This window comes from Streptomyces smaragdinus (genome assembly GCF_009604385.1).
Lineage (GTDB): Bacteria > Actinomycetota > Actinomycetes > Streptomycetales > Streptomycetaceae > Streptomyces > Streptomyces smaragdinus.
This window is the reverse complement of record NZ_WEGJ01000007.1, coordinates 181,379-207,054: the sequence shown is the minus strand read 5'-3', so window position 1 is coordinate 207,054 and position 25,676 is coordinate 181,379. Positions and strand designations below refer to the sequence as shown.

Sequence of the window (25,676 nt, the reverse complement as noted above, 5' to 3'; positions counted from 1 at the left end):
CGTCACAGGAGGTTGCAGACGCCGGGGGAGTACACCGGGGAGGCGACGGACGCGTTGGCCTGCAGCACCTCGCAGCGCACGATGCCGCTGAAGGTGGCGACCGGGGTGTCGACGTCCACCTTGGCCGCCGTCACCGAGACCGAGGCCGTGGCGCGGACGTCCACCGACGTCGCGGTGACCCTGACCGAGGCGCCGCCGGCGATCCGCACGGTCACCGTGCCGGTCCCGGCGTCGTCCAGGGTCACGTGGTGTCCGTCGCGTGTCCGGATGCTGATCCGGGCCGAGGCGCCGTCGTCGAACTCCAGCCGGCTGCCGGAGCGGGTCTTGAGGACGCGTACATCGTTGGCCCGGGTGGCCGGAACGGGCAGCGGAGCGGTGCCGTTCCAGGCGCAGCCGATGATGTACGGGCGGCGCAGGTTGCCCGCCTCGAAGGCCACCACCACCTGGCTGTCCGGCTCCGGCAGGATCTGCAGGCCCTGGTCGCCGTCGGCGTACGGGGAGCACAGGGTGGCCCAGGCCCGTACGTCCCGGTCGCCGTCGGTGCCCAGCCAGGGGAAGCGGACCTCGATCCGGCCCAGCCGCCGTGGGTCCACGACGTCGGTGACGACCGCCGGATAGACGCCGAAGTAGCCGGGGGCGGAGCCGTCCGCCGGGGTGTCCGGGGCCATCACGCCACCTCGTTCACGGTCGCCCGTTCGGCCTGGACGCCGGTACGGAAGCCCGCGACCTGGTCGAAGGTGTGCCGGACATGCGTCACGTAGTAGCCCCCGCCGTCGAACGGGGCGCCGACGTCGGACAGCTCCAGCCGGCCGCCGACGACCACGTCGGCGTTGCCCCGCAGCACGCCGCTCATCGTCACGAAGCGCCGGCCCCGGCGGAGCATCTCGGCCCGTGCGTACGACCGGGCCTCCGCCGTCGTGAGCGCCGCCTCCCGGACCCGGTAGGCGGCGGCGTCGCAGGCCAGCGCGTCGCGGACCAGCCGGGCCCCGGTGCGGCCGCCGGAGATCTCGGCGTCCAGCACCTCCGGTCCGGCCCGCTCGTCGATCACCCGCTGGGTGTCCGCGTCGTACCCGGTCACCGTCACGCTCGAACGCTGGTGCGCCAGATCGGCGCCGATCCGCGCGGACAGCAGATGGTTGCCCTGCACGGCGACGACCTTCGTCCCCTCGCGCTGATCCCTCGTACGGAAGTGCAGCGTGCCGCCGGTGCACCAGAGCTCGGCCCGGACGAGCCGGGCCCGCTCGCGCAGGAACGCCAGATCGCTCTGGTTGAACTGCTGGACCACGTCGTACGTCTCGCCGGCCGCGGCGACGTCCGCCTCGAGGCCGTGCGCGCGGGCGATGTCGCGGGCGATCTGCTCGTCGGTGGTGTCCCGGTACGTACGCATCCGCCGGGTCATCCGCAGCCGCATCAGCCGGTCCTCGGCGTAGAGGATCACCACCGGGGCGCTGCCGTCGCGGAATTCGGCCTCGACGGCGGAGACCGTGCCGTCGAAGACGTGCCGCTGCCGGTCGTCCGGCCCGAGGCTGACCTGGATGCCGCTGCCGAGGTCGACCTCGCGGCCGTCCAGATGCCGCATCCGGTGCGGCGGGCCGGTCGCGGCGGAGTCCGTGGCCACGAGATGCAGGCTCATGGTGCGCAGGCCCTCCGTACCCTCGGCGATCTCCAGCCGGACGCAGTCGCGGGCCAGGTCCGGCTGGAGCCGGTCCCGCACCCGGAAGACCGGGGCGGCGACCGCCGGGGAGGTCTCAGTCATCGAAACCGTCGGCGCGGGTGCGGGCCTCGATCCAGTCGAGCCGGCCGCGGGTCTCGCGCCAGCCCGCCTCCGCCGCGCCGGGCACCACGCCGGGCTGTCGCGGGCGGCCGGTGTCGGTGACGATCCGCGTGTGCACCTCGTCCACGCTCACCGTGCTCGCCCCGGAGTCGTTCCCGTCCATCAGCACTCCCCTCCCGGCTTCCACCTCATCGTCGTCGGACGGGCGTCACGGGCGCGTTGTGCGGCGTCGGCCTCCGCGCGTCCGCGGGCGCCGGGCGTGAGCCGCTCCCACGGCGTGCCGCCCCGCGCGGACACCGGCGCCTCCCGCGGCCGGGCCCGCGCGGTGAGGCTGGTGGCGCCGCCCGCGCGGCCCTCGGCGGCGGTGGCGGCGTGGGGGCGGGCCCGCAGCGGCAGGCCCCGGCCGTAGCCGAGCAGGCGCGGATCCGGGGGACCGGCGGCCTCGGGTGCCGTCGCCGCCGGTACGGCGAACGAGCCCCGGGCCGCCGCGACTTCGGTACGCGCCGACGTGGCCGCGAGCCGCCCGGACGCCGCGGTGACGCCGCCGGCGGCGGTCAGCTGTATCCCGGCGGGGAGCAGACCGGCCGAGGCCGAGACGGCCGCGCCCGCCACCTCCGCGGCGTCGTCCCCGGACCGGGCGCCCACGGTGGCCCCGGCCGCGAAGCCGGGGCTGACGCCCACGCCCGCCGACAGCTCGATCTCGGCGCCCGCCCGTACGGTCAGCCCCGCCGTGAGGCTCAGCGGGTCGTCGACGCCGCCGGCCAGGGCCCGCCACGCCGCCGGATTCCCCCCGACCCGGACGGCCAGCCCCGCCAGGCTCTCGCCGTCCAGCGCCGCGACCGCCAGCCGCGGGCCGGCCGTGCCGCTCTGTCCGGGACCCGATCCCGGCGGCGCGTCCAGCGGCCGGGGCGCCGGTACGGGCCGGGGGGCGCCGCCCGGTTCGGCGGCGCGGTCGTCGGTGCGCGCGCCCGGGCCGACGGCGTTGGCCTCGAGCGCCGGGTCCTGCTCGGTGATGCTCAGCGTGAGCTTGGCCCGCAGGGGGCGGCCGTCGGGGCTGAAGTAGTCGATGTCCTCCGTGACCTGGGTGACCCGGCCGTTGAAGAGGAAGCTCCCCCACAGGAACTGGACCAGCGGGGCCGGGTCCTTGGGCTTGTCCCGCGGCGGGCGGACGAACCGGCGCACCGCGGCGGTGAGCGTGCGGACGTCGACGTCCGGGGTCTCGGCGGTGTCGTACTCGAGGTCGAACGACAGGACCGCGGGCTGGACCGACGCGTTCTGCCGGGACTGCGCCCTGGACGTGACGCCCCCGGCGTCGGCGTTGTTCGCGTACGTGACCTTCATCGAGGTCGGGTTGAACTGGACGTCGATGACCTGCTCGGGCGGCGAGAACGTGGCCCGCTCCCGCTTGGTGGCCGCGGTCACCACCCTGACGATGCCCAGGGACGCCTTCACGAACTCCGCCATCAGGGCACCAGCCTCAGACCCTCGTGCACGATGTGCAGCTCCTCGACGGCGATCTCGCCGGTACGGGCGTTCAGCGCCGGGCCGGCGATCCGGGCCGGCAGCCCGCGGACGAACCGCCAGGTGGCGAGCGGGGGCTCCCGGCGGGACCCGTACACGTGCACGGTCCCGTTGACCCGGCGGGCCGGCGCGTCGCCGCGGACCATGTCCTGCAGCCACACCCACAGCGCCGGATCGACCTGCTCGCCGGGGCTCCTGGCGAACATCCCGCGCTTGAGGACCAGCGGCTGCAGCTTCACCCGGCCCACCCGGCGGATCACCCCGTCGTTGCGCCCGCCCTCCAGGTACTCGCGGACGTCGGCCTGGAGGTCCAGGCCCGTGCACTCCTGGAACGAACCGGTGCCGAGGGTGCCGGCACCGCTGTCGCCGCCGGGGCTGTCGGTGAGGGTCACCTCGAAGCGGAACGTCTGGAGCACGTCCCGCGGCTGCGGATTGGCCTGCGGCGGACTAACCACGGGGCACCTCCTGGACGTTCACGGCGTCGTCGTCCCGGGTGATCCGCAGGACGACGAACTCCAGCGGGCTGCTGGGGGCGATCCCGACCTCGAGCACGATCCGGCCCAGCGCGATCGACTCGGGCGGGTTGAGATCGGTGTCCGCCCGTACGAAGTACGACTGCTCCGCGGTGGCCCCGGCGAACGCCCCGGCCAGGAACAGGCCGTGCAGCAGGTCCGCGACCTGCAGCACCAGCACCTGCCGCAGCGCCGCCGTGTGCGGTTCGAACACCGCCCACTGGCTCTCCCGGTCCAGGGTCAGCCGCAGCATCGTGACCAGCCGCCGGACCGTCAGCCGGCGGTAGTCGGGGTCGCGGGAGAGGGTCCGCGCCGCGGTCAGCCGGAAGCCGTCGCGTTCGGCGCGGAAGACGTTGATCCCCTGCGGATGCAGCAGGGCGTGCTCGGCGTCGGTGACCTGGTCCGCGGCCGTCACCGCCCCGGCGGCGAGCTCGTTGGCGGGCCCCGTCGGGAGTCCGGCGGCGAGTTCGCGCGCGGCGATGATGCCCGCCGCGAAGGCCGAGGGCGGGGTGAGCCGGGCGGTCGGCGCGGGCCCGTCCGGCTCGGGCGGCAGGGCGCCGAGCCAGGGGTGGTACGCGGCGGCGTATCCGCTGTCGAAGCCGGAACACCAGTCGGCGACGGCGTCCGCCGGCAGGCGCCGGGGGGCGTCGAGGAGGACGACGAAGCGCTGCGCCGCGTCGGCCAGCTCCGTCAGCCACCGCTGCCGGGCCTGTAGTACGGCGAGCTCGTCGGGCAGCCGGGCGTCGAGACAGGCGGCGTCCACGCCCGGGGTACGCAAGCGGGCGGGCGGCCGACGTGCGGCGCAGGGGACGAAGCCGTCGGGCGGCGGGTCGGGCGGCTCCTCGGTCTCCCGGGCGGGGACGACGCCGTTCCAGGCGAGGTCGGGGACCAGGAGCAGCCCGAGGTCCTCCACCCGGGCCAACTCCTCCGCGCCGCGGTGCGGCCGTTCACCGGCCGGGTCGGTGTCCGGGGGCTCGGTAGCGGGGCGTCCCAGGAGGTCCTCCTCCGCGACGTCGGCGTACCGGTCCGTGCCCGGGCGCTCGAGCCGGGACCCGATGCGGGGCAGCAGGGGGTCGGGGAGGGCGATCCGCAGATCGCCGCCGGCCGCCTCCCGGGCCCAGTCGGATTCCGGTACGACCAGCAGGGATTCGGCGGCCAGCACGTCCGCGAGCCACCGCGGATGGCGCGGGGCGAGGCCGACGTCGAAGGTCTCGGGCGTGGGCCCGGCGGGGTCGTTCACCGTGACCGTGGCGAGGATGAGCGCCAGCGGCCGGTCCGGGTCCGGCAGGGGGGCGTCCAGGACCCAGACCGTACGGCGCAGTCCCGGCCGTACCTCCCGCTCGGCCGTCTCCTCGATCCAGCGGACACCGCCGGCGGCCGGCTGCAGCAGGGATCCGGCGGGCGCCCGCAGCCCCGCGGGAGGAAGCACCGTCCGGTCGGTGCCCGTCGGTTCGACCGTGAAGCGCCGCCCGCGGACCGCCGTCAGCGTGACCGTCAGCCCGTCCCCCCAGGCGCCCTCGTCCCGGGCGGTCCAGCGCACGGGCAGCGCCCGCCCGCCGTCCCCGGTGACGCACAGCGGGACCCAGCGGCCGTCGGTGTACGTGCCCTGCCCGACCAGCGCGTGCGCCTGCTCCGACGGCGGCGGCGCCACCCGCAGCACGTGCGCCAGCCGGCCGCCCTGGGCGAAGAACGCCGCGACCGCCGGCGCCAGCAGACCGGGCCCGAGGCCGAAGCGCGCCAGGAACTCCGGCCAGCCGCGCACCGCGACGGGCACGTCCACCGGCCCGCGCGGCGCCACCCCGGCGAAGCCGGCGGCATCCAGCGCGACCGGCCGCAGACCGGTGTCGCCCTGATCCGCCGGAACCCGGTACACCCCGGGGGCACCGAGGCGGAGGCCGCCCGTCATCGTCAGGTGTTCCGGAAGTCGATGGACTCCGCGACCAGATGCAGCTCCTCCATGGCCACCTCACCGCCGCCCTTGCCGCTGAGCGTGGGGCCGACCCACTTCTTGGGCTGGGCGCTCAGCAGCGTCCACGAGCAGGCGTCGGCGCCGCGCTCGTCCATCAGGACGATCACGACCGTACGCGGGTCGAACTCGCCGTCCCGGGTGGCGTCCAGCCACTGGAACAGCCGCAGATCGCCGATGACACCGCGCTTGAGGGTCACGTCGTCGGTCGTGTTGATGTTGGCGATCTTGCGGACGTGGTTCTCCGCGTCGTTGCCGTTGCGGTACTCCGCGTACTTGATCTCGTTGCCGAGCCCGCTGACCTCGGAGAAACCGGCGACGAAGCCCTCGTCGGCCTCGTCCCCGAGCTTCACCCGGAACTTGAACGCACCGTAGGGATTGTCCCTGGTGGGCATGATGTCCTCCGATCGATTCTCAGGAGCGCTGCGCGTCGGCGGTCCACTGACCGATGCGGAAGATCACGAACTCGGCCGGGTAGGTGGGGGCCACGCCGATCTCGCAGATCAGGCGGCCGTTGTCCAGGTCGTTCTGGCTCATCGTGGTGCGGTCGCAGCGTACGAAGAAGGCCTCCTCGGGCTTGGTGCCCAGCAGCGCCCCGGTGCGCCAGACGACGAGCAGGAAGTCCTCGACGGACTGGCGGATGTTGCGCCACAACCGTTCGTTGTTCGGTTCAAAGACGGCCCACTGGGTCGCTTTGTCGATGGAGTGCTCGAGGTAGATGAACAGCCGGCGCACGTTCACATAGCGCCACTCGGGGTCCGAGCTCATCGTCCGCGCACCCCAGACCCGGTTGCTGCGGCCGGGGAAGAACCGCAGCGCGTTGATGCCCTCCGGGTTGAGGACGGCCTGCCGTCCGACGTTGACCGCGGTCTCGAACTTGGTGAGGCCGAGCACCACCTCGTTGGCAGGCGCCTTGTGCACCCCGCGGTTGACGTCGCTGCGGGCGTAGACGCCCGCGACGAAGCCCGACGGCGGCAGCATCAGCGTGGCCGGGGCGGAGCCGGGGTCGGGGCGCTGCGTGGGGTCGGTGATCTGCATCCACGGGTAGTAGAGCGCGGCGTACGTGGTGTCGAACTGGGAGCGGAACGCGCGGACTTCGGACAGGGAGCTCTCGGCCGGCGGGTCGACGATCGCCATCCGGTACCGGAGCCGCTCGCAGTGCCCGATGATCGCGTCGGTGGCCGTCTTGATCTGGCCGGCGTCGTCCATCCGGACGATGTCGGGGGTGGCCACCAGCGCGATGTCGTCGATCTCCGCGAGGGCGTTCAGCCCCGTGCCCGGGCGGGTGGGGTCGTCGTCGTCCGGCTCGGTGCCGAGCAGGTCGTCGGGGGCGAGGGCGGCGCCGTCGGTGCCGTTCGTCCCGTCGGTCAGATAGCCCTGGCTGCCTGCGTCCAGGAGGGCCACCGCGAGCTGTCCGGGGGTGGGGGCGGTCGCGTCGGCGGGGACGGGCTGCAGCCACACCTGGGCCAGGTCGTCGGCGGGGTCCGCGGCGCGCAGCACCCGGTACACGGAGCGCGGATGGCCGGGGTGCGGGGCGAGCTGGGGGTACGTGTCCGAGCGGCCGTCGGCGGAGGAGACGGTGACGTCCAGCTCGAGCTGGTAGCCCGAGGTCCCGGGGTCGACGGGGGTGACGCCGCCCTGCCCGTCGTCGAAGCCCATGACCCGGTCGGGGCCGCGCCGGGCGACGAACACGGTGGCCGGGTCGATCGGGTCCCGGGGTCCCGGCACCGTGCCGCGGGGGAGGACGACGACGGCCGCGAGCTCGCTGACGCCCACCAGCCGGGCGACGGGCGCGTTGCCGACGGTGTCGACGACGATCCGGTCACGTCCGAGCCGGCGGGTCACCGTGACCTTGATCCGGCGGCCGGCGGATCCCGGCCAGCGGGCCCGCCAGACGGGCAGCGCCACGGGGCCGCCGCCACCGGGCGCGGCGAGGGCCCGGCGGGCGAACGCCGCGTCGAGCTGCGCCGGGTCGATGTCGCCCTCGCCGTCGCGGAGCCAGGGGAAGACCCGGGCCACGTAGAGCCGCCGGCCGCCGTTGGCGAAGAAGGCGCGGGCCGAATGCGCCAGGTAGTTGGCCTTGCCGTCGTCCGACGGGGAGGCCAGATCACCGAAGGCCCGCTCGAACTCCGCGTACGAGGTCACCAGGGTGGGCGGTACGGGCACCGCCGTACCGTTCGGCAGCACGTACGGCAGGGGGCCGTAGCGGGTGAGACCCGCCATCCCGAAGGTACTCGTCGGCACGCCCTCGATCGATGTGGACCGGTAACTCGTCTCCTCGACGTAGACACCGGGAGTCAGGTACTCGGGCATGTGCGGGGCTCCTTCGTGACGAAGCGGGTCAGGGGGTGAACTGCAGGGGCTCGGGCAGGAGCAGGAGATCGCCGACGGCCACGTCCACCGTGGGCACCGGCGCCGTCGACGGCACGTACCCGGCGGGCGGCGACACGCCCCGCAGCAGCGGGTTGTCGAGGTCCGCGGGCAGCGGCGGGGACGACGAGCGCGGCACCGACTCCAGCGGCAGGTCCGCGAGGGGGTCGGGGGACGGCTCGTCGAGGTCGCGGGCGTGCACCAGCAGGTCGACGGTCAGCTGCGAGGGGACCGGCGGGGGCAGCGCGCCCGGGCCGGTGAGGGGGAGCAGGAATTCGCCCCGCTCGTCGCCGTGCGTACGGCCGACGACGATCCCGCCGGGACCGCGCGCCGCGATCCGGGGCCAGCGCACCGGCACGTCACCGCGCGCGACCCGGCCGCGGACCGCGGTGAACCCCGGCCCCGGCGCGCCGGCCGTCCCGGGCGCGAGCCAGACCCGCAGCAGACGGGAGGCGGCCGGGACGAAGGGGCCCGGGGGCACCTCGTCGGCGGCCTCCAGCTCCGCCGGGGCCCACAGCGGGATCCGCAGCCGCCGGGGCACCGTCTGCCGGGTGGCGTCCGTGATCCGCAGGTCGGCCCGGTCACCGGTCCCGGGGCGGGCGCGCAGCAGGAAGCGCCCGCCGCCCACGGCGAGCAACTGTCGCCGCGAGCCCTCCCGTCGTACCTCCACAGGAGCCGTGACCGGGCGGGACGTGAGCGCGCCCAGCACCTCCACCGCCAGCGTCAGACGGTGCAGCACCCGCTGCCCGCCGGGGAGGACGGTCACGGCGCCACCCGCCCCGGCCGCAGCCCGGCAGCCACCGTGGTGACCCGCTCCGCGCTCTCGCTCCGGCGGCCGTCGATGCGGATCACCCGGGCGAGATACGGCAGACAGACCCGGTAGTCGGTGGTCAGCGCCTGGAACGCCTCACTCATCGACTCCAGCGCCACGTCGTCCGGCACCACCGAGACCAGATCCGACGGATCCCAGTCCCCGGAGGGATGCAGCAGCGGCCCCGCCAACAGCCCCTCCGACTCCAGCACCTGGCCGGCCAGCCCCAGCCACTCCAGCTCGCTCTCCGCGAACGTGTCCCACGCCGCGACCAGCAGATGCATGCGCAGCGGCAGCCGGGCCGGCCCGTCGGCGGTCGCCGTCGCGGAGCGGGTCTCGCGGTCGATGGACAGCCGGTAGCAGTACACGGACACGGCCGGGAACTGGATCACCGCGCCCGGGCTGCTGACCTCGTCGAAGTCCCGCGTCGTGGCCAGCACGGCGGTGGGCCGCCCGGGCCCCGGCAACGCCTCGGCGAACCTGCGGTTCAGCAGGTCGACGATGCTGCGCCCGACCGCGGCCAGGGCTCGGTATCCGGCCATGACGGCAGGGTGCGGTGCCCGGCGTCACCAAGGCGTTGTGCGCCGACGCCGCCCGGCACGGCGACGCTCCGGTGACAGCGCCGCCCCGATACTGCGGCGAGTACCGAGCAGGGCGAGCACCCACCAAGGAGGGACGATGGCCATCAGCAACCCGGGGCGGACCAGGCCCGATCGCGACCACCACCACTGCGCACCGCACCCCGAGGACTGCGACCTCAGCGGTGTGGACGACCTCGCCTGCGAGTCCAGGGGGGTCGCGGACCGGGCCAAGTACATCGCCGACCACGAGGCCGCGCTGAAGGAACGCCGCGCCACGTACGACACCACCCGGACCGCCTACACCACGGCGCGTGCCGCGGCGGCCGCGGACGTGGCGGCGATCCGCAAGGATCTGCACCGGATCCGCGAGCAGTTGCACTGCCAGCTCGACCAGGACACGACCGAATGCCTCGACGAGGCGTGGGACGAGATCCGCGAACGCCTCGGGCACTGCGGCGTGCCGCACGCCGGATGCTGCGTCGAGGACTGCGACTTCGACGAGGAGTGCGCGGGCCACGAGGACGACACCATCGACGAGCTGACGGCCCGGATCACCCGGATCGACGGCCGGGTGACCGCCGCCGAGGCCTGCTTCGACGCGCTGACCGGCGAGCCCGCCGCGCTGACCGCGCGGGTGGCCGGCCTCAGGACCGCCGTCGACGCCCTGCTCACCGAGATCTCCGACCCCAAGACGGTCGACCCGAAGCACGCGTACGCGACCCTGCGCTGGCTCTGGAGCCGGTACGACGGCATCTGGTGGGGCTTCCCGCGGGTGCGGGACTTCCAGGACTGTCTGTGCCGGGCGCTGACTTGCTCGGTCACCGGCCGGCGGCTGCTGGGCGTGCTGACCGGCCGGCTGGGGGTCCTGAAGTGCCGCAAGGAGGCCGCGGACCAGCGCTGCGAGACGCTGCGCACCCATGTGGTCGACGAGGTCCTGGCGGCGTACGCCCGCCGCTGCCGCCCCTGCCCGGACGGCGGCTCCGGGTCCGGATCCGGTTCCGGTCCGGCGGACGAGGCGGAGGACGGGGACGACTGCGGGGAGGAGAACCGGGCGGGGGAGCGCGGCGGTTCGGGGAGGAGCCGCGGGTCGAGTTGGTGACGGTTTGACCAGTCATTGTCCGTAACGGGACGGTGACGTAATAAGCGGCATACTGTGAGCCTCACACTCGGGGGGTGCCGCATGGTTTCTGCATTGGTGGAATCGCTGACCGGGGCCGACAGCGGCTGCAACAGCATGATCCATTTGTTCGGCGGGCCGTTCGTGACCCTCGGGGGACGGCGCATCGAGGTGCCCGAGGGCAGCAAGCGGCTGCTCGTGTTCGTCGCCCTGCAGTCGGGGCGGGTGGAACGCCGTTATGCCGCGTCGTCGTTGTGGCCGCAGGGGGACGAGCTGAGAGCCTGCGGCAATCTGCGCTCGGCGCTGTGGCGGCTGCGTCAGCTCGACCTCGAGCTCATCGACGCCGACAAGACCTTCGTCCGGCTCTCGCCCGGGGTCAAGGTCGATGTGCGGCTGGTGTGCGACTGGGCGCAGCGGCTGATCCGTGACGAGCTGCTGCCCTGCGATCTCGCGCCGGTGCCCTGGCGGCTCGACGACCTCGACTTCCTGCCCGGCTGCTACGACGACTGGGCCCTGCTGGAGCGCGAGCGGGTACGCCAGCGCCTGCTGCATGCGCTGGAGGCGCTGAGCCGGGCGCTCATCGACCGGGACCGCTGCGCGGAGGCGATCGACGTGGCGCTGACGGTGGTCAGCGTCGACCCGCTGCGGGAGACCGCGCAGCGCCTGCTGGTGGAGGCGCATCTGGCGGAGCGCAACTGGCGGGAGGCCCGCCGGGCGTTCGCCCTCTACCGGAAGATACTGCGGGCGGAGCTGGGGGTCGAGCCCGGGCGTGACCTGCTGCGGCTGCTCGAGCAGGGGCTGCCGCCGGCGCCGAAGCCCGCACTGAAGCCGGCGCCGAAGCCACCGCCCGCCGCGGCGGGGCGATCCGCGAGTCTTCTCCCCGCGCACTGAATCCACACCAACCGGTCCAGACCACTGGCCGGTTCGAGAGTCCGTGTCAATTCGGATCGTTCACCTCGTATCGACCATATTCCCTGGAATATCCGGCATTTCCTGTCCGGCGGCGCATGGTTGGTCGCCGCCGTGGCTGCTCCGCGCTCGGTGTGCACCGCATTTACCTGGGAGTTCACGCTATTCACGGGATTTCGTAGGGGCGGGTTTTCCGTGCGTTCGCAGGGTGCTGAAGCCGTTACCCCGGGTACAGGTCCTCATCAAATTGGTCCAGACCTATTGACCCTTGGTCTGGACCTCCATAGTCTCGCGGCGCATTGCTATGGCCATGCCACGCGATTCGGCGCGGTGCGGCCGGGCATGGTGCGGGACCCCCCTGCGCCGACCGCAAGTCAGACCGACCAGGAGCGACACGTGAGTACTGGCACCCCCGAATCCACCCCCGAGCAGGGGAGACGTCGCCTGCGGCGGCGGCTCACCGCCGGAGTGGCGACCCTCGGACTCATCCTCGCCGGCTACGCCGGCTTCGCCTCCGAGGCCCAGGCCGCCGGTGAGGCGACCGCGACGTACACCAAGACCCAGGACTGGGGCACCGGCTTCCAGGCCAGCTGGACGATCAAGAACACCGGCACCGCCGCCATCAGTGCCTGGACGATCGAGTGGGACTTCCCGGCGGACACCAAGGTGACCTCCGCCTGGGACGCCACCGTCACCAACTCCGGGAACCACTGGACCGCCAAGGACAAGGGCTGGAACGGGAGCATCGCCCCCGGCGCCTCGCTCACCTTCGGCTTCCTCGGCACCGGCTCCGGCGCGCCGGCCAACTGTTCGCTGAACGGCGGCTCCTGCGACGGCGGCACCACGGCGCCTCCCGGCGACGCGGCTCCGTCCGCCCCCGGCAAGCCGGTCGCGTCGGGCGTCACCAGCAGCTCCGCGAAGCTGACCTGGACCGCCGCCACGGACGACAAGGGCGTCAAGAACTACGACGTGCTGCGTGACGGCGCCAAGGTCGCCACGGTGACCGGCCTGACGTACACGGACAACAGCCTGAGCGCGGGCACCGACTACTCGTACGCGATCCAGGCCCGCGACACCGCCGACCAGACCGGCGACGTCAGCGCCTCCACCGCGGTGCGCACCCCCGGCGACACGACCACGCCCCCGTCGACCGGCGGCAAGGTCAACCTCGGCTACTTCACCGAGTGGGGCGTGTACGACCGGAACTACCACGTCAAGAACCTGGTGAGCTCCGGTTCCGCGGACAAGATCACGCACATCAACTACAGCTTCGGCAACGTCACCGGCGGCAAGTGCGTCATGGGTGACTCGTACGCCGCGACCGACAAGGCGTACACCGCCGACCAGGCCGTGAGCGGTGTGGCCGACACCTGGGACCAGCCGCTGCGCGGCAACTTCAACCAGCTGCGTGAGCTCAAGGCCAAGTACCCGAACATCAAGGTGCTGTGGTCCTTCGGCGGCTGGACCTGGTCCGGCGGCTTCACCGACGCCGCGAAGAACCCGGCCGCGTTCGCCGACTCCTGCTACAAGCTGGTCGAGGACCCGCGCTGGGCCGACGTCTTCGACGGCATCGACCTGGACTGGGAGTACCCGAACGCCTGCGGTCTGTCGTGCGACACCAGCGGCCCGGCGGCCCTCAAGGCCGTGACGCAGGCCATGCGCGCCAAGTTCGGCTCGAACAACCTGGTCACCGCCGCGATCACCGCCGACGCCTCGGCCGGCGGCAAGATCAGCCTGACGGACTACGCGGGCGCCGCGCAGTCCCTCGACTGGTACAACGTCATGACGTACGACTTCTTCGGCGCCTGGGCCAAGACCGGCCCGACCGCCCCGCACTCGCCGCTGACGTCGTACGCCGGCATCCCGCAGGAGGGCTTCAACTCCGCCGACGCGATCGCCGCGCTCAAGGCGCAGGGCGTGCCCGCGAGCAAGCTGCTCCTCGGCATCGGCTTCTACGGCCGCGGCTGGACCGGCGTGACCCAGGCCGAGCCCGGTGGTTCGGCCACCGGCGCGGCTCCGGGCAAGTACGAGGCGGGCATCGAGGACTACAAGGTCCTCAAGCCGCGCTGCCCCGCCACCGGCACCATCGCGGGCACCGCGTACGCCAAGTGCGGCAGCGAGTGGTGGAGCTACGACACCCCGCAGACCATCGCCGGCAAGATGACCTGGGCGAAGAACCAGGGTCTGGGCGGCGCGTTCTTCTGGGAGTTCAGCGGCGACACCACCAACGGCGAGCTCGTGAGCGCCATGGCCAGCGGACTGCGCTGACTGTAACTGCCCGGGGCTGACTCCCGGACCCCCGGCCGGTCAAGAAGCCGGCCGGGGGCCCCGGGGAGCGGCGCAACGAAATCCCGGGCAACACCCCCCACATCAGGGGGTCCGCATACCGACCGCCGGGGCGACCGGACCTGCCCCGGTCCCCCCGGCGGTCAACCATGCACCGGAGGACACCCGCACCCTTCCAGCCGTCAGGAGACCACCGCGATGACACCCCCCGTACCTCCCCCGCCCCGCCGCCGCGCCCGGCTGAAGGCCGCCGCCGTCGCGGCCGCCGTCGTCGCCGCGGGCCTCGGCGTCCTGCCCGCCGTGGCGTCCGCCGACGTCACCGGGATCCTGCTGCGCAACGGGGACTTCGAGACCGGTGACACCAGCGGCTGGACCTGCACCGGAGCGTCCGCGGTGACCACCGCGGCCCCCCACGCGGGCAGTTACGCCCTCTCCTCCACCGCCGGCGCCTCCGACATCGCGCCGTGCTCGCAGGCCGTGGCGGTGCAGCCCAACACCCGCTACACGGTGGGCGCCTGGGTGAAGGGCTCCTACGTACAGCTCTCCGCGACCGGCACCGGCGTCGAGCGCTCGACCTGGGCCGGCTCCGCCACCTGGACCCGGCTCACCCTCGACGTGCTCACCGGCCCGTCGACCGACCGGCTCACCGTCGGCGTGAGCGGCTGGTACGGGACGGGCGCCGTGGCCGTGGACGACGTCACGGTGGAGGGACCGGCCGGCGGCACCCCGAGCACGTCCCCGACGCCGACCCCGACGCAGACCACCCCGGCCCCGACCGCCTCACCCACGGTCAGCCCCACCCCCACCACCCCCGGCAGCGGCCCGACCGTCGACGTATCCGACAGCAAGGGCCTGAAGGCCGCCCTCGCCGCCGCCGTCCCCGGCCAGACCATCCGCCTCGCGGACGGTGCGTACTCCGGCAACTTCAAGATCACCCGAGCCGGCACCGCCGCCGCCCCCATCACCCTGACCGGCTCGGCGAACGCCGTCCTGTCCACCCCCACCGGCGGCGGCAACGTCATCCAGCTCACCGCCGCCCCGTACTGGACGTTCCACGGCATCAGCGTCACCCGCGGCCAGAAGGGCATCATGGCCGACTCCTCCGACCACGTGGTCGTGGACGGCGTGGAGGTGCACCATCTGACGATGGAGGGCATCCACTTCCGCACCTCCAGCAGCTACGGCGTCGTACGGAACTCCTACATCCACGACACCGGCTCCTCGGGCAACGGTATGGGCGAGGGCGTCTACGTCGGCAGCGCCAACACCCTCACCGACCGGAGCGACCACGTACAGATCCTCGACAACCGCATCGGCCCCGGCGTCGGCGGCGAGAACATCGACATCAAGGAAGGCACCACCGGCGGTCTGATCCGCGGCAACACCTTCGACGGCAGCGGCCTGACGGGCGCCAACTACGACGACTCCTGGGTCGACGTGAAGGGCAACGGCTACACCGTCGAGAACAACCGCGGCGTCCACACCACCAACGACGGCTTCCAGACCCACAGCCAGTACCCCGGCTGGGGCTGCGGCACCGTCTTCCGCGACAACACCGCCGACCTGACCGGCGCCACCGGCGCGACCCGGTACGCCATCAACGTCACCGTGTACGATCCGGCCTCCTGCCCCGTCACGGTCACCGCCGGCAACCGGGCCATCGGGGCGAACGCCCTGGTCAACCCCGGTATACCGGTCACCTGAGCGCCCCGCCCCCACGCCGCCTGTTCACCCGTTCGCACGCGGACCGGCGGCGTGGGGCACGGCCGTCCGCGACGCTGGGGGGACGGACGTGTGCAGGGAGGATGCCGTGGGCGGTGCCCCAGTCGTGGTCGGTGTGGACGGGTCGGAGTCGGCGCTCGGGGCGGTGGGCCTCGCCGCCCGGGAGGCGCGGCTGCGCGGCACCGGGCTGCGGATCGTGTTCGCCTTCATCTGGCCGCTGATGAACGTCTCCCTCGACCCGTCCGCCCCCGCCCCGCAGGAGGCGGGACTGCGCCACCAGGCCGACATCTTCGTGGACAACGCCGTCCGGCGCGCCGAGGAAGAGGCGCCGGGGGTGGCGGTGGAGGGGGCCGTCGTGATGGGCGACGTGCTGCCGGTGATGATGGAGGAGTCCCGTACGGCCGGGCTGATCGTGGTCGGCAGCCGTGGACGGGGCGCGTTCACCGGGCTGCTCCTCGGGTCCACGGCCGTTCATCTCACCGCGCACGGGCACTGCCCGGTGCTGGTGGCCCGCGGTGAGTCGAACCCGCGGGGCCCGGTCGTGGTCGGTGTCGACGGTTCGCCGGCGGGGAGCGCGGCGATCGACTTCGCGTTCGCGGAGGCGTCCTGGCGCGGCACGAGCGTGCGGGCCGTCCACGGCTGGAGCATCCTCGGCGCGCCGCCGCCCGTCGACCCGGTCGTGATGGGCGCCGACCCGAAGGGGACGTTCACCGACACCGGGGAGCGGCTGCTGGCCGAGGTGCTGGCGGGACGCGTGGCGGATTATCCGGAGGTACGGGTCGACCGGACGGTCACCAAGGACGGCCCCCGCCAGGCCCTGATCGAGGCCAGCCGCGACGCGGCCCTCGTGGTCACCGGCGCCCGCGGGCGCGGCGGCTTCGCCGGCCTCCTCCTCGGCTCGGTCAGCCAGGCCCTGCTGCATCACGCCCACAGCCCGGTCGCGGTGGTCCGGGGCGAGGGGTAGACGCGTTACACGCTCCGACAGCGAGCGAATGATCCGGTCGCGGGGACAGACCCGGGCCACCTCGGCATCCCGTGGGGGCCGGCCGGCGGTGCGTCTGAACGGGCAGTCATGTACGCGGCGTTGACAAACCGGTGACCCCATAGAAACCTGGCTGCCTGAAGCCGCAATTCCTCAACTATTCCATGCAAATCTGCAATCAGCTTCCGTAACTTCCGGGCATGCCTGCAGGTTTACTTCGGCGTGCCCTCATCTGTCCGCGCTCCACCCCACATCCGGGGCGCGTCCACCGCGCCCCGGCGGAACAGAGGACGTCATGAGAGGGAAGCACGTCATCCGCCGGCTGATCACCGCCCTGGCCACCGCCGGGCTGCTGGTGACCGGCCTCCTGCCGGCCCGTACCGCGGTCGCCGCCGAGGGGCCGAACCTGGCCCTCGGCAGACCCGCGTCCGCCAGCGGCGCCACCGGCCCGTACACCGCGTCGAACGTCACCGACGGCAGCCAGGCCTCGTACTGGGAGAGCCCCAACGGCACCTTCCCGCAGTGGGTGCAGATCGACCTCGGGGCGAGCACCCGCGTCGACGAGGTCGTCCTGAAGCTCCCGGCCACCTGGGAGCAGCGCACCCAGACGCTGAGCGTGCAGGGCAGCACCGACGGCGCCGCGTTCGACGCCGTCTCTGCCGCGTCCGCCCGGATCTTCGCGCCGGGCTCGGGCAACACGGTCACGGTCGGCTTCACCGAACGCGACCTGCGCTACATACGCGTGCACATCACCGCCAACACCGGCTGGCCCGCCGGACAGCTGTCCGAGCTGGAGGTGTACGGGCCCGGCGGCGGCCCCGTCGACCCGGGACCAGGGACGAACCTCGCCCGGGGCAAGCCGATCGAGGCCTCCTCCCACACCCAGACCTACGTCGCCCCCAACGCGGTCGACGACAGCACCGGCACCTACTGGGAGGCCGCCGGCCAGTCCTCCACCCTGACCGTCGACCTCGGCGCCGACGCCGCCCTGTCCTCCGTCGTGGTGAAGCTGAACCCCGACCCGGCCTGGGGCCCGCGCACCCAGAGCTTCGCCGTCCTCGGCCGGGGCCAGTCCGCCGGCTCGTTCACCACGCTGAAGGCCCGCACCGACTACCAGTTCAGCCCCTCGGGCAACCAGAACACCGTGACCGTCCCCGTCACCGGCTCCCATGCCGAGGTCCGGCTCGAGTTCTACGGCAACACCGGAGCCCCCGGCGCCCAGGTCGCCGAGCTCCAGGTGGTCGGCACCGCCGCCCCCAACCCCGACCTCCAGCTCACGGACCTCACCTGGACCCCCGCCCAGCCCTCCGAGGCCGACCCGATCACCGTCACCGCCACCGTCCGCAACACCGGCACCGCCCCCTCCGCCGCCACCACGGTGAACGTCAGCCTCGGCGGTACCGTCGCCGGCAGCGCACCGGTCTCCGGGCTGGCCGCGGGGGCCTCGGCCACGGTCCCCGTCACCGTCGGCAAGCGGGCCCAGGGCAGTTACCCCGTCACCGCCGTCGTCGACCCCTCCGACACGGTCCCCGAGCTCGACGACACCAACAACAGCCGCGCCGCGGCCACCCCCCTCACCGTGAGCCAGAGCCCCGGCCCCGACCTCGAGGTCCGCGCCGTCACCACCACCCCGGCGAACCCCGCCCCCGGCGCCCCCGTGTCCTTCACGGCGGAGGTCCACAACCGCGGCACCAGCACCGCCGGAGCCGGCACCACCCGCCTGACCGTCGGCCAGACCACCCTGAACGGCGCCACCCCCGCGATCGCCGCCGGCGCGTCGACGACCGTCGCGCTCACCGGCACCTGGACCGCGACCAGCGGCGGCGCCACCCTCACCGCCACGGCCGACGCGACAAACACCGTCGCGGAGACCAACGAGAACAACAACACCTACGTCCGCTCGATCGTCGTCGGCCGCGGCGCCGCCGTCCCGTACACCGAGTACGAGGCGGAGCAGGGCACGTACGACGGCACGCTCCTGACCTCCGACGCCAAGCGCACCTTCGGCCACACCAACTTCGCCACCGAGTCCTCCGGCCGCCGCTCGGTACGCCTGGACGCCACCGGCGACCACGTGGAGATCACCACCACCGGCGCCACCAACTCCGTCGTCGTCCGCAACTCCATCCCCGACGCCCCGGGCGGCGGCGGACGCGAGGCGACGATCAGCCTCTACGCCAACGACCAGTTCGTACAGAAGATCACCCTGTCGTCCAAGCACAGCTGGCTCTACGGCAGCACCGACGACCCCGAGGGGCTGACCAACAACCCGGGCGCCGCGGCCCGACGTCTCTTCGACGAGTCGCACGCGCTGCTCCCGCAGACCTACCCGCCCGGCACCCGGCTGCGCCTGCAGCGCGACGCCGGTGACACCGCCGAGTACTACGTCATCGACCTGATCGACCTCGAGCAGGTCGCGCCGGCGAAGAGCAAACCGGCCGAGTGCACCTCGATCACCGACTACGGCGCCGTACCCAACGACGGCATCGACGACACCGACGCCCTCCAGCGCGCCGTGACCGACGACCAGAACGGGCGCATCGCCTGCGTCTGGATCCCGGCCGGCCAGTGGCGCCAGGAGCAGAAGATCCTCACCGACGACCCGCTGAACCGCGGCCAGTACAACCAGGTCGGCATCCGCGACGTCTCGGTGCGCGGCGCCGGCATGTGGCACTCCCAGCTCTACACCCTCACCCCGCCCCACCAGGCCGGGGGCATCAACCATCCGCACGAGGGGAACTTCGGCTTCGACATCGACGACAACACCCAGCTCTCCGACCTCGCGATCTTCGGTTCCGGCACCATCCGCGGCGGCGACGGCAACGCCGAGGGCGGCGTCGGCCTCAACGGCCGCTTCGGCCGAAACACCAAGATCACGAACGTGTGGATCGAACACGCCAACGTCGGCGCCTGGGTGGGCCGCGACTACTCCAACATCCCCGAACTCTGGGGCCCCGGCGACGGGCTGGAGTTCTCCGGCGTACGCATCCGCAACACCTACGCCGACGGCGTCAACTTCGCCAACGGCACCCGTAACTCCACCGTCTACAACTCCTCGTTCCGCAACACCGGCGACGACGCCCTGGCCGTGTGGGCCAGCAAGTACGTCAAGGACCAGTCCGTCGACGTCGGCCACGACAACCACTTCCGCAACAACACCGTCCAGCTGCCCTGGCGGGCCAACGGCATCGCGGTCTACGGCGGCTACGGCAACACCATCGAGAGCAACCTGGTCTCCGACACCATGAACTACCCGGGGATCATGCTGGCCACCGACCACGACCCGATCCCGTTCTCCGGCCAGACACTGATCGCGAACAACGGCCTCTACCGGACGGGCGGCGCCTTCTGGGGCGAGGCCCAGGAGTTCGGCGCGATCACGGTCTTCCCGGCCGGCCCGGACATCCCCGGGGTGGTCATCAGGGACACCGAGATCCATGACTCCACGTACGACGGCATCCAGTTCAAACAGGGCGGCGGCGCGGTGCCGAACGCCCAACTCACCAACATCACCATCGACCGGTCGAACAACGGTGCGGGAATCCTGGCGCAGGCCGGGGTCCGCGGCGGCGCGACCCTGACGAACGTGACCGTCACCAACTCGGCGGACGGCGACATCGTGGTCCAGCCGGGCTCGCAGTTCACCTTCACCACCGCTCCCGGCCTCGCCTCCCCGCAGCGGGCGCCGATGCGCTGACGTACGCCTGGACGGGGCCGGTCCCGAAAGGGGCCGGCCCCGTCCGGTTGCGGGCCGGTAGCGGGGCTCCCGAAGCACTATTGCCAACCCCTCGGAACGAGTCCAGGATTGGTCCCCTTCACCCGGCCGGTGTGTCCTGGGTCACCTCAATGCCGGAGTCCGCGAAACCGTGACGGGCACCCGGCAGTTCTCAGGGCGCGCGGACCGCGGCACGTACGCCCCGCGTGAGCCCCGCCCGTAACAGCGCGGAAGGCCCGGAGCCAGCCGTCGCCTTCCGCGCACCGAACGCGAAGGAGACCGGAGTGGACTTCGGACTCGTCCTGCAGACCGATCCGCCCGCATCGGCCGTCGTCGAGCTGATGCGCCGCGCCGAGCAACGCGGCTTCACCCACGGCTGGACGTTCGACTCCACCGTGCTGTGGCAGGAGCCGTTCGTCATCTACAGCCGCATCCTCGAGCACACCGACGCGCTCACGGTCGGCACCATGGTCACCAACCCCGGCACCCGCGCCTGGGAGGTCACCGCCTCCGCCTTCGCCACCCTCAACGAGATGTACGGCAACCGCACTGTGTGCGGCATCGGCCGCGGCGACTCCGCCATGCGGGTGGCCGGCCGCAAGCCCAACACCCTCGCCCGCCTCAGCGACGCCATGCGCGCGATCCGGGACCTGGCGGAGGGCCGCGAGACGGACGTCGGGGGACAGCCGCTGCGGTTCCCGTGGGTACGGGACGGCAGGCTGCCGGTGTGGATGGCCGCGTACGGGCCCAAGGCGCTCGAGCTCGCCGGACGCGAGGCGGACGGGTTCATCCTGCAGCTCGCCGACCTCTATCTGACCGAGTTCATGGTCAAGTCGGTACGGGACGCCGCCGCGGCCGCCGGCCGTGACCCCTCCGAGGTGTCGATCTGCGTCGCCGCCCCCGCGTACGTCGGCGACGACCTGGCGCACGCCCGCGACCAGTGCCGCTGGTTCGGCGGCATGGTCGGCAACCACGTCGCCGACCTCGTCGGACGCTACGGCGAGCACTCCGACGTCGTACCCGAGGCGCTCACCGCGTACATCAAGGAACGCGAGGGCTACGACTACTCCCACCACGGCCGGGCCGGGAACCCGTCCACGGACTTCGTCCCCGACGAGATCGTCGACCACTTCTGTCTCCTCGGCCCCGTCGAGGCGCATCTGGAGAAGCTGCGGGCGCTGCGCGAACTGGGCGTCGACCAGTTCGCGATCTACGCGATGCACGACGCCAAGGAGACGACGATCGACGCCTACGGCCAGTACGTGATCCCGGAGCTGTCGGGCCCCTGACCCTCCTCGCGGTCCGAAACACCCGATGACCCACGCCCCTCACTCGCCCCGCACGGCACCGTCCCCGGCCCTGCCCGCTCCAGCGAAAGAGGAACACCGTATGACCGCGACCGCCCCACCGCCCGCCGGCGGACAGATAACCGACGCCCAGGGGCGGGTCGAGCCCGTCCCCGGCTCGATCCCCACCGAGAGCGACTTCTACAACGACGACCTGCGGCCCGTCCCGGCCGCCGAGCGCACCTGGAAGACGTACAACTTCATGGCCCTGTGGGTCGGCATGGCCCACTGCATCCCGTCCTGGACGCTGGCCTCGGGGCTGGTCGCGCTGGGCATGGACTGGCGCCAGGCGGTCTTCACGATCACCCTGGCCAACCTCCTGGTCCTGCTGCCGATGCTGGCCACCGGGCACGCGGGGCCCAAGTACGGCATCCCGTTCCCGGTGCTGGCCCGCGCCTCCTTCGGGCTGCGCGGGGCGAATCTGCCGGCGATGATCCGGGCGGCCGTCGCCTGCGGCTGGTTCGGCATCCAGACCTGGATCGGCGGGCAGGGGATCTTCATCCTGCTCGGCGGGGTGTTCGACGCCAACTGGGCGGCGTACGACGAGATCGGCGGGCAGCCGTGGCCGCTGTGGGTGTGCTTCCTGCTGTTCTGGGCGCTGCAGATGGCGATCATCCACCGCGGGATGCAGACGCTGCGGCGCTTCGAGAACTGGGCGGCGCCGTTCGTCATCGTCGGCGCGATCGTGCTGCTGATCTGGATGGCGGACAAGGCCGGGGGCCTGGGCCCGCTGCTGGACCAGCCCTCGAAGCTGGGCTGGGGCGCCGACTTCTGGCCGGTGTTCTTCCCCTCGCTGATGGCGATGATCGGCTTCTGGTCGACGCTCTCCCTGAACATCCCCGACTTCACCCGCTTCGGCCGGGGCCAGCGCTCCCAGGTGTGGGGCCAGGCGCTGGGACTGCCGACCACGATGACGCTGTTCGCGGTGCTGTCGGTGCTGGTCACCTCCGGCTCGCAGGCGGTGTACGGGGAGGCCGTCTGGGATCCGGTGCTGCTGGCGGGGCGCGCCGACAACACGCTGGGGCTGCTGTACGCGCTGGTGACGGTGCTGATCGCGACGATCTCCGTGAACATCGCGGCGAACGTCGTCTCCCCGGCGTACGACCTGTCCCATCTGCTGCCCAGGCTCATCGACTTCCGTAAGGGCGCGCTGATCACCGGCGTGATCGGGATCGTCATCTTCCCGTGGAAGCTGATCGAGTCGCCGGACATCTACATCTTCACCTGGCTCGGCACCGTCGCCGGTCTGCTCGGCACGGTGGCGGGCATCCTCATCGCCGACTACTGGCTGCTGCGCCGCACCGTGCTGGACCTGGCGGACCTGTACCGCCCGGGCGGGCGCTACTGGTACTCGGCGGGCTGGAACTGGCGGGCGGTGGCGGCCTTCGTCGTCGGCGGGGTGCTGGCGGTCGGCGGCTCGCACACCGACGCGGGTACGGACGGGCCGTTCCCCGAGGACGGGGTGATCCCGTTCCTCCAGCCGCTCTCCGACTACGGCTGGGCGGTGGGCCTGGGGGCGTCGATGCTGCTGTACACCGTGCTGATGGCGCCGGTGGTACGGCGGCAGCGGGACACCGCGGGGTAGCGCGGCCGGCGGAGGGAACGCGGGCCCCGCCCGCCGGGATGTCAGGATCCGGCGGGCGGGGCCCTTTCGGTGTGTACGGGTCCGGGGCCAGACCTCCGATGTCTGGCGATCCGGCCCCAAGGCACCCGCCGTCGTGTCCGCGTAACCACCCGTCAACCCCTCATTGGGCGGGGCGGTGCCGGCCGGTGATGCGGGTCGGCGATTTCAGGACGTGGCGGCATCCAAGGTCCGCGACTTCAGGTATTGGCGAGAAGCGAACGTCCGTCCGATGCGAACGAACGCCAATTCGCGCAGGTCATCACCCAGTTACGGCGCAACCCCTTGACAGGTCCACCGCTATCCAGCACCGTGGGAGCGCTCCCAAGGCTTCAAGGCTTGCAACACCCCCCACCAGAGCCGCGAGGAGGGGATGAAGTTCCACGGCCGGGTCGGACCCCGGACGCGGTGCTTCGGCGACACCTGTCCGCGTACGCACGGCCGCCGTCGGCGACGGCCCGGGCGTCCGCGACGGCGTGCGCACCTCCCGCTTACGGAGAGAGGATCCAGCAATGCCGCTGGCGCCCAGACCACCGGCCAGAAGCCGGCGCCGGAGCATCACCACGTTCTTCGCGACCGCCCTGATGGCGGCGTCCGTCGCCGTCGCCCTGCCGGGCGCCTCCGCGTCCGCCGCGGACCCGACGCTGCAGCAGGTGGCCGCGTCCAAGGGCAAGTTCTTCGGGTCGGCCAGCGAGGTCAGCTCGCTGAACGAGGCCCCGTACGCCGCGATCCTGGGGACGGAGTTCGGGCAGATCACCCCCGCGAACTCCATGAAGTGGGAGAACACCGAGCGCAACCAGGGCCAGTTCACCTACTCGGGCGGCCAGTCGATCGTCGACTTCGCCCAGTCGCACAGCCAGACGGTCCGCGGCCACACCCTGGTCTGGCACAACCAGCTGCCCGGGTGGGTGAGCCAGCTACCCGCCTCCCAGGTGCGGCCCGCGATGGAGAACCACATCGCCAACGTCGCCGGGCACTTCGCCGGCGACATCTACGCCTGGGACGTGGTCAACGAGGCGTTCAACGACGACGGTACGTTCCGCTCGTCGCCGTTCTACAACGCGATGGGCAAGGACTACATCGCCTACGCGCTGCGCGCCGCCCGGGCCGCCGACCCGAACGCCAAGCTGTACATCAACGACTACAACATCGACGGCATGGGCGCGAAGAGCGACGCCATGTACAACCTCGCCCGTGACCTCAAGGCCGCCGGAGTGCCGCTCGACGGCATCGGCATCCAGGGCCACCTCGCCGTCCAGTACGGCTTCCCGTACCAGATGCAGCAGAACTTCCAGCGCTTCGCCGACCTCGGCCTGGATGTCGCGGTCACCGAGCTCGACGTCCGGATGCAGACGCCGTCCACCACGCAGAAGCTGGCCACCCAGGCCGACTACTACCGCCAGGTGGCCGCGGCCTGCGCCGCCGTCACCCGGTGCGTCGGGATCACGGTGTGGGACTTCACCGACAAGTACTCCTGGGTTCCCGGTACGTTCGGCGGCGAGGGCCTGGCCTGTCCCTGGGACGACCAGCTGCGGCCCAAGACGCAGGTCATCGACGCGATCCGAACCGGCTTCGGCTACGACTCCGGCCCGGGCGACACGGATCCGCCGACCGTCCCCACCGGTCTGCGCGCCACCGGAACCACCTCGTCGTCCGTCTCGCTTGCCTGGACCGCCTCGACCGACGACACGGCCGTGACCGGCTACGACGTCTACCGCGGCGGCACCCGGGTCGGCACCGCGTCGGGGACGACGTACACCGACACCGGCCTGGCGGCGTCCACGACGTACAGCTACACCGTCCGGGCCAGGGACGCCGCGGGCAACGTGTCCGATCCGTCCGCGGCGGCCGGCGCCACCACCCAGGCGGGCGGCGGTGAACCTCCCGCGGGCGGGCTGAAGGTCCAGTACAAGACCAACGACACCAGCGCCACCGACAACGCGGTGCGGATGACGCTCCAGCTGGTCAACACCGGCAGCGAAGCGCGGAGTCTCACCGGGGTCGAGGTCCGGTACTGGTTCTCCGACCAGGCGTCCTCGTACACCACCTGGTGCGACTGGGCGCAGCTGGGCTGCGGCAACTTCACCCACTCCGTGGTCGCGAACGGCTCGACGGCGGGCGCGGACCACTATCTGAGGCTCACCGCCACCGGCGGCAACCTCGCGCCGGGCGCCGCCACGGGTGAGATCCAGCTGCGGCTGCACAAGGCCGACTGGTCGAACTTCAACGAGTCGGACGACTACAGCAAGGGCACCGCCACGTCCTTCACGGACGCGCCAAAGATCGGCGTGTACGTCGGCGGCCAGCTGATCTGGGGCACCGCCCCATAACAGACCCGGTCCGGGCTATCGCCCCAGCCCGGACCGACCCCGCGTGCCGCCGTGCCGTGGACCGGGAGCAGCCCCGGCACGGCGGCACTTTCCACAGCACGAAAAATCCGCAA

The 25,676-nt window shown here is 72.5% G+C and carries 19 protein-coding genes and 1 pseudogene; 10 read left to right on the top strand and 10 right to left on the bottom strand.

Translation table 11 applies throughout. The features are described from left to right. Window positions 1-2: 2 nt before the first annotated feature. From SRB5_RS13815 to SRB5_RS13770, 10 genes are read right to left on the bottom strand one after another with little or no spacing between them, the layout of a single operon-like run. Window positions 3-668 carry a phage baseplate assembly protein V gene (locus SRB5_RS13815; RefSeq protein WP_153452222.1) on the bottom strand — a complete coding sequence of 222 codons (666 nt, stop codon included), beginning with the start codon at window positions 666-668 and terminating at the stop codon, window positions 3-5. Then, complete coding sequence (locus SRB5_RS13810) at window positions 668-1,756, bottom strand: phage late control D family protein (protein ID WP_153452221.1); 1,089 nt, start codon at window positions 1,754-1,756, stop codon at window positions 668-670. The genes SRB5_RS13815 and SRB5_RS13810 overlap by 1 nt, the downstream gene beginning before the upstream one ends. Continuing rightward, window positions 1,749-1,937, bottom strand: coding sequence for a hypothetical protein (locus SRB5_RS13805; RefSeq protein WP_153452220.1), 189 nt, complete (start codon window positions 1,935-1,937; stop codon window positions 1,749-1,751). Before SRB5_RS13805 ends, SRB5_RS13810 begins: the two co-directional genes overlap by 8 nt. After that, the gene (locus tag SRB5_RS13800) at window positions 1,937-3,238 is read right to left on the bottom strand and encodes a CIS tube protein (RefSeq protein WP_153452219.1); all 1,302 of its coding nucleotides are present in this window, start codon (window positions 3,236-3,238) and stop codon (window positions 1,937-1,939) included. Before SRB5_RS13800 ends, SRB5_RS13805 begins: the two co-directional genes overlap by 1 nt. Beyond that, the gene (locus SRB5_RS13795; RefSeq protein WP_323377876.1) at window positions 3,238-3,750 is read right to left on the bottom strand and encodes a phage tail protein; all 513 of its coding nucleotides are present in this window, start codon (window positions 3,748-3,750) and stop codon (window positions 3,238-3,240) included. Before SRB5_RS13795 ends, SRB5_RS13800 begins: the two co-directional genes overlap by 1 nt. After that, the gene (locus tag SRB5_RS13790) at window positions 3,743-5,713 is read right to left on the bottom strand and encodes a phage tail sheath family protein (protein ID WP_153452218.1); all 1,971 of its coding nucleotides are present in this window, start codon (window positions 5,711-5,713) and stop codon (window positions 3,743-3,745) included. Before SRB5_RS13790 ends, SRB5_RS13795 begins: the two co-directional genes overlap by 8 nt. Window positions 5,714-5,715: 2 nt before the next feature. Then, window positions 5,716-6,168, bottom strand: coding sequence for a phage tail protein (locus tag SRB5_RS13785; RefSeq protein WP_153452217.1), 453 nt, complete (start codon window positions 6,166-6,168; stop codon window positions 5,716-5,718). Between the two features lie 19 nt (window positions 6,169-6,187). Continuing rightward, window positions 6,188-8,086, bottom strand: coding sequence for a phage tail sheath family protein (locus tag SRB5_RS13780; protein ID WP_153452216.1), 1,899 nt, complete (start codon window positions 8,084-8,086; stop codon window positions 6,188-6,190). 28 nt (window positions 8,087-8,114) lie between these two features. Further along, complete coding sequence (locus SRB5_RS13775) at window positions 8,115-8,909, bottom strand: hypothetical protein (RefSeq protein ID WP_153452215.1); 795 nt, start codon at window positions 8,907-8,909, stop codon at window positions 8,115-8,117. Further along, complete coding sequence (locus tag SRB5_RS13770) at window positions 8,906-9,496, bottom strand: Pvc16 family protein (protein ID WP_153452214.1); 591 nt, start codon at window positions 9,494-9,496, stop codon at window positions 8,906-8,908. The genes SRB5_RS13775 and SRB5_RS13770 overlap by 4 nt, the downstream gene beginning before the upstream one ends. Window positions 9,497-9,632: 136 nt before the next feature. Here SRB5_RS13770 and SRB5_RS13765 point away from each other — a divergent pair, with 136 nt between their 5' ends. The 10 genes and pseudogenes from SRB5_RS13765 (at window position 9,633) to SRB5_RS36455 (ending at window position 25,563) form a co-directional block, all read left to right on the top strand. After that, window positions 9,633-10,634 (top strand): hypothetical protein, encoded by a 1,002-nt coding sequence (locus SRB5_RS13765; RefSeq protein WP_153452213.1) that lies wholly within the window; start codon window positions 9,633-9,635, stop codon window positions 10,632-10,634. Window positions 10,635-10,715: 81 nt separating this feature from the next. Further along, entirely contained in the window at window positions 10,716-11,543 is an 828-nt protein-coding gene (locus SRB5_RS13760) for an AfsR/SARP family transcriptional regulator (RefSeq protein WP_153452212.1), read from the top strand. A gap of 414 nt (window positions 11,544-11,957) precedes the next feature. Then, entirely contained in the window at window positions 11,958-13,829 is a 1,872-nt protein-coding gene (locus SRB5_RS13755; RefSeq protein ID WP_407703915.1) for a glycosyl hydrolase family 18 protein, read from the top strand. 216 nt (window positions 13,830-14,045) lie between these two features. Further along, window positions 14,046-14,429, top strand: a pseudogene (locus tag SRB5_RS36465) (carbohydrate binding domain-containing protein); the annotation flags it as partial. Window positions 14,430-14,549: 120 nt separating this feature from the next. Next, the gene (locus tag SRB5_RS36460; protein ID WP_407703916.1) at window positions 14,550-15,551 is read left to right on the top strand and encodes a right-handed parallel beta-helix repeat-containing protein; all 1,002 of its coding nucleotides are present in this window, start codon (window positions 14,550-14,552) and stop codon (window positions 15,549-15,551) included. A gap of 106 nt (window positions 15,552-15,657) precedes the next feature. Beyond that, window positions 15,658-16,533 (top strand): universal stress protein, encoded by an 876-nt coding sequence (locus SRB5_RS13745; protein WP_323377875.1) that lies wholly within the window; start codon window positions 15,658-15,660, stop codon window positions 16,531-16,533. 313 nt (window positions 16,534-16,846) lie between these two features. Next, window positions 16,847-20,248, top strand: a complete 3,402-nt coding sequence (locus SRB5_RS13740; RefSeq protein ID WP_153452209.1) for a CARDB domain-containing protein — start codon at window positions 16,847-16,849, stop codon at window positions 20,246-20,248. Window positions 20,249-20,550: 302 nt separating this feature from the next. Continuing rightward, window positions 20,551-21,555, top strand: coding sequence for a TIGR03842 family LLM class F420-dependent oxidoreductase (locus tag SRB5_RS13735; RefSeq protein ID WP_323377874.1), 1,005 nt, complete (start codon window positions 20,551-20,553; stop codon window positions 21,553-21,555). A gap of 100 nt (window positions 21,556-21,655) precedes the next feature. Beyond that, window positions 21,656-23,197, top strand: a complete 1,542-nt coding sequence (locus SRB5_RS13730; RefSeq protein WP_153452208.1) for an NCS1 family nucleobase:cation symporter-1 — start codon at window positions 21,656-21,658, stop codon at window positions 23,195-23,197. Between the two features lie 548 nt (window positions 23,198-23,745). Further along, a complete protein-coding gene (locus SRB5_RS36455; protein ID WP_228390024.1) occupies window positions 23,746-25,563 on the top strand; it encodes an endo-1,4-beta-xylanase in 1,818 nt (605 codons plus the stop codon). Window positions 25,564-25,676: the final 113 nt, after the last annotated feature.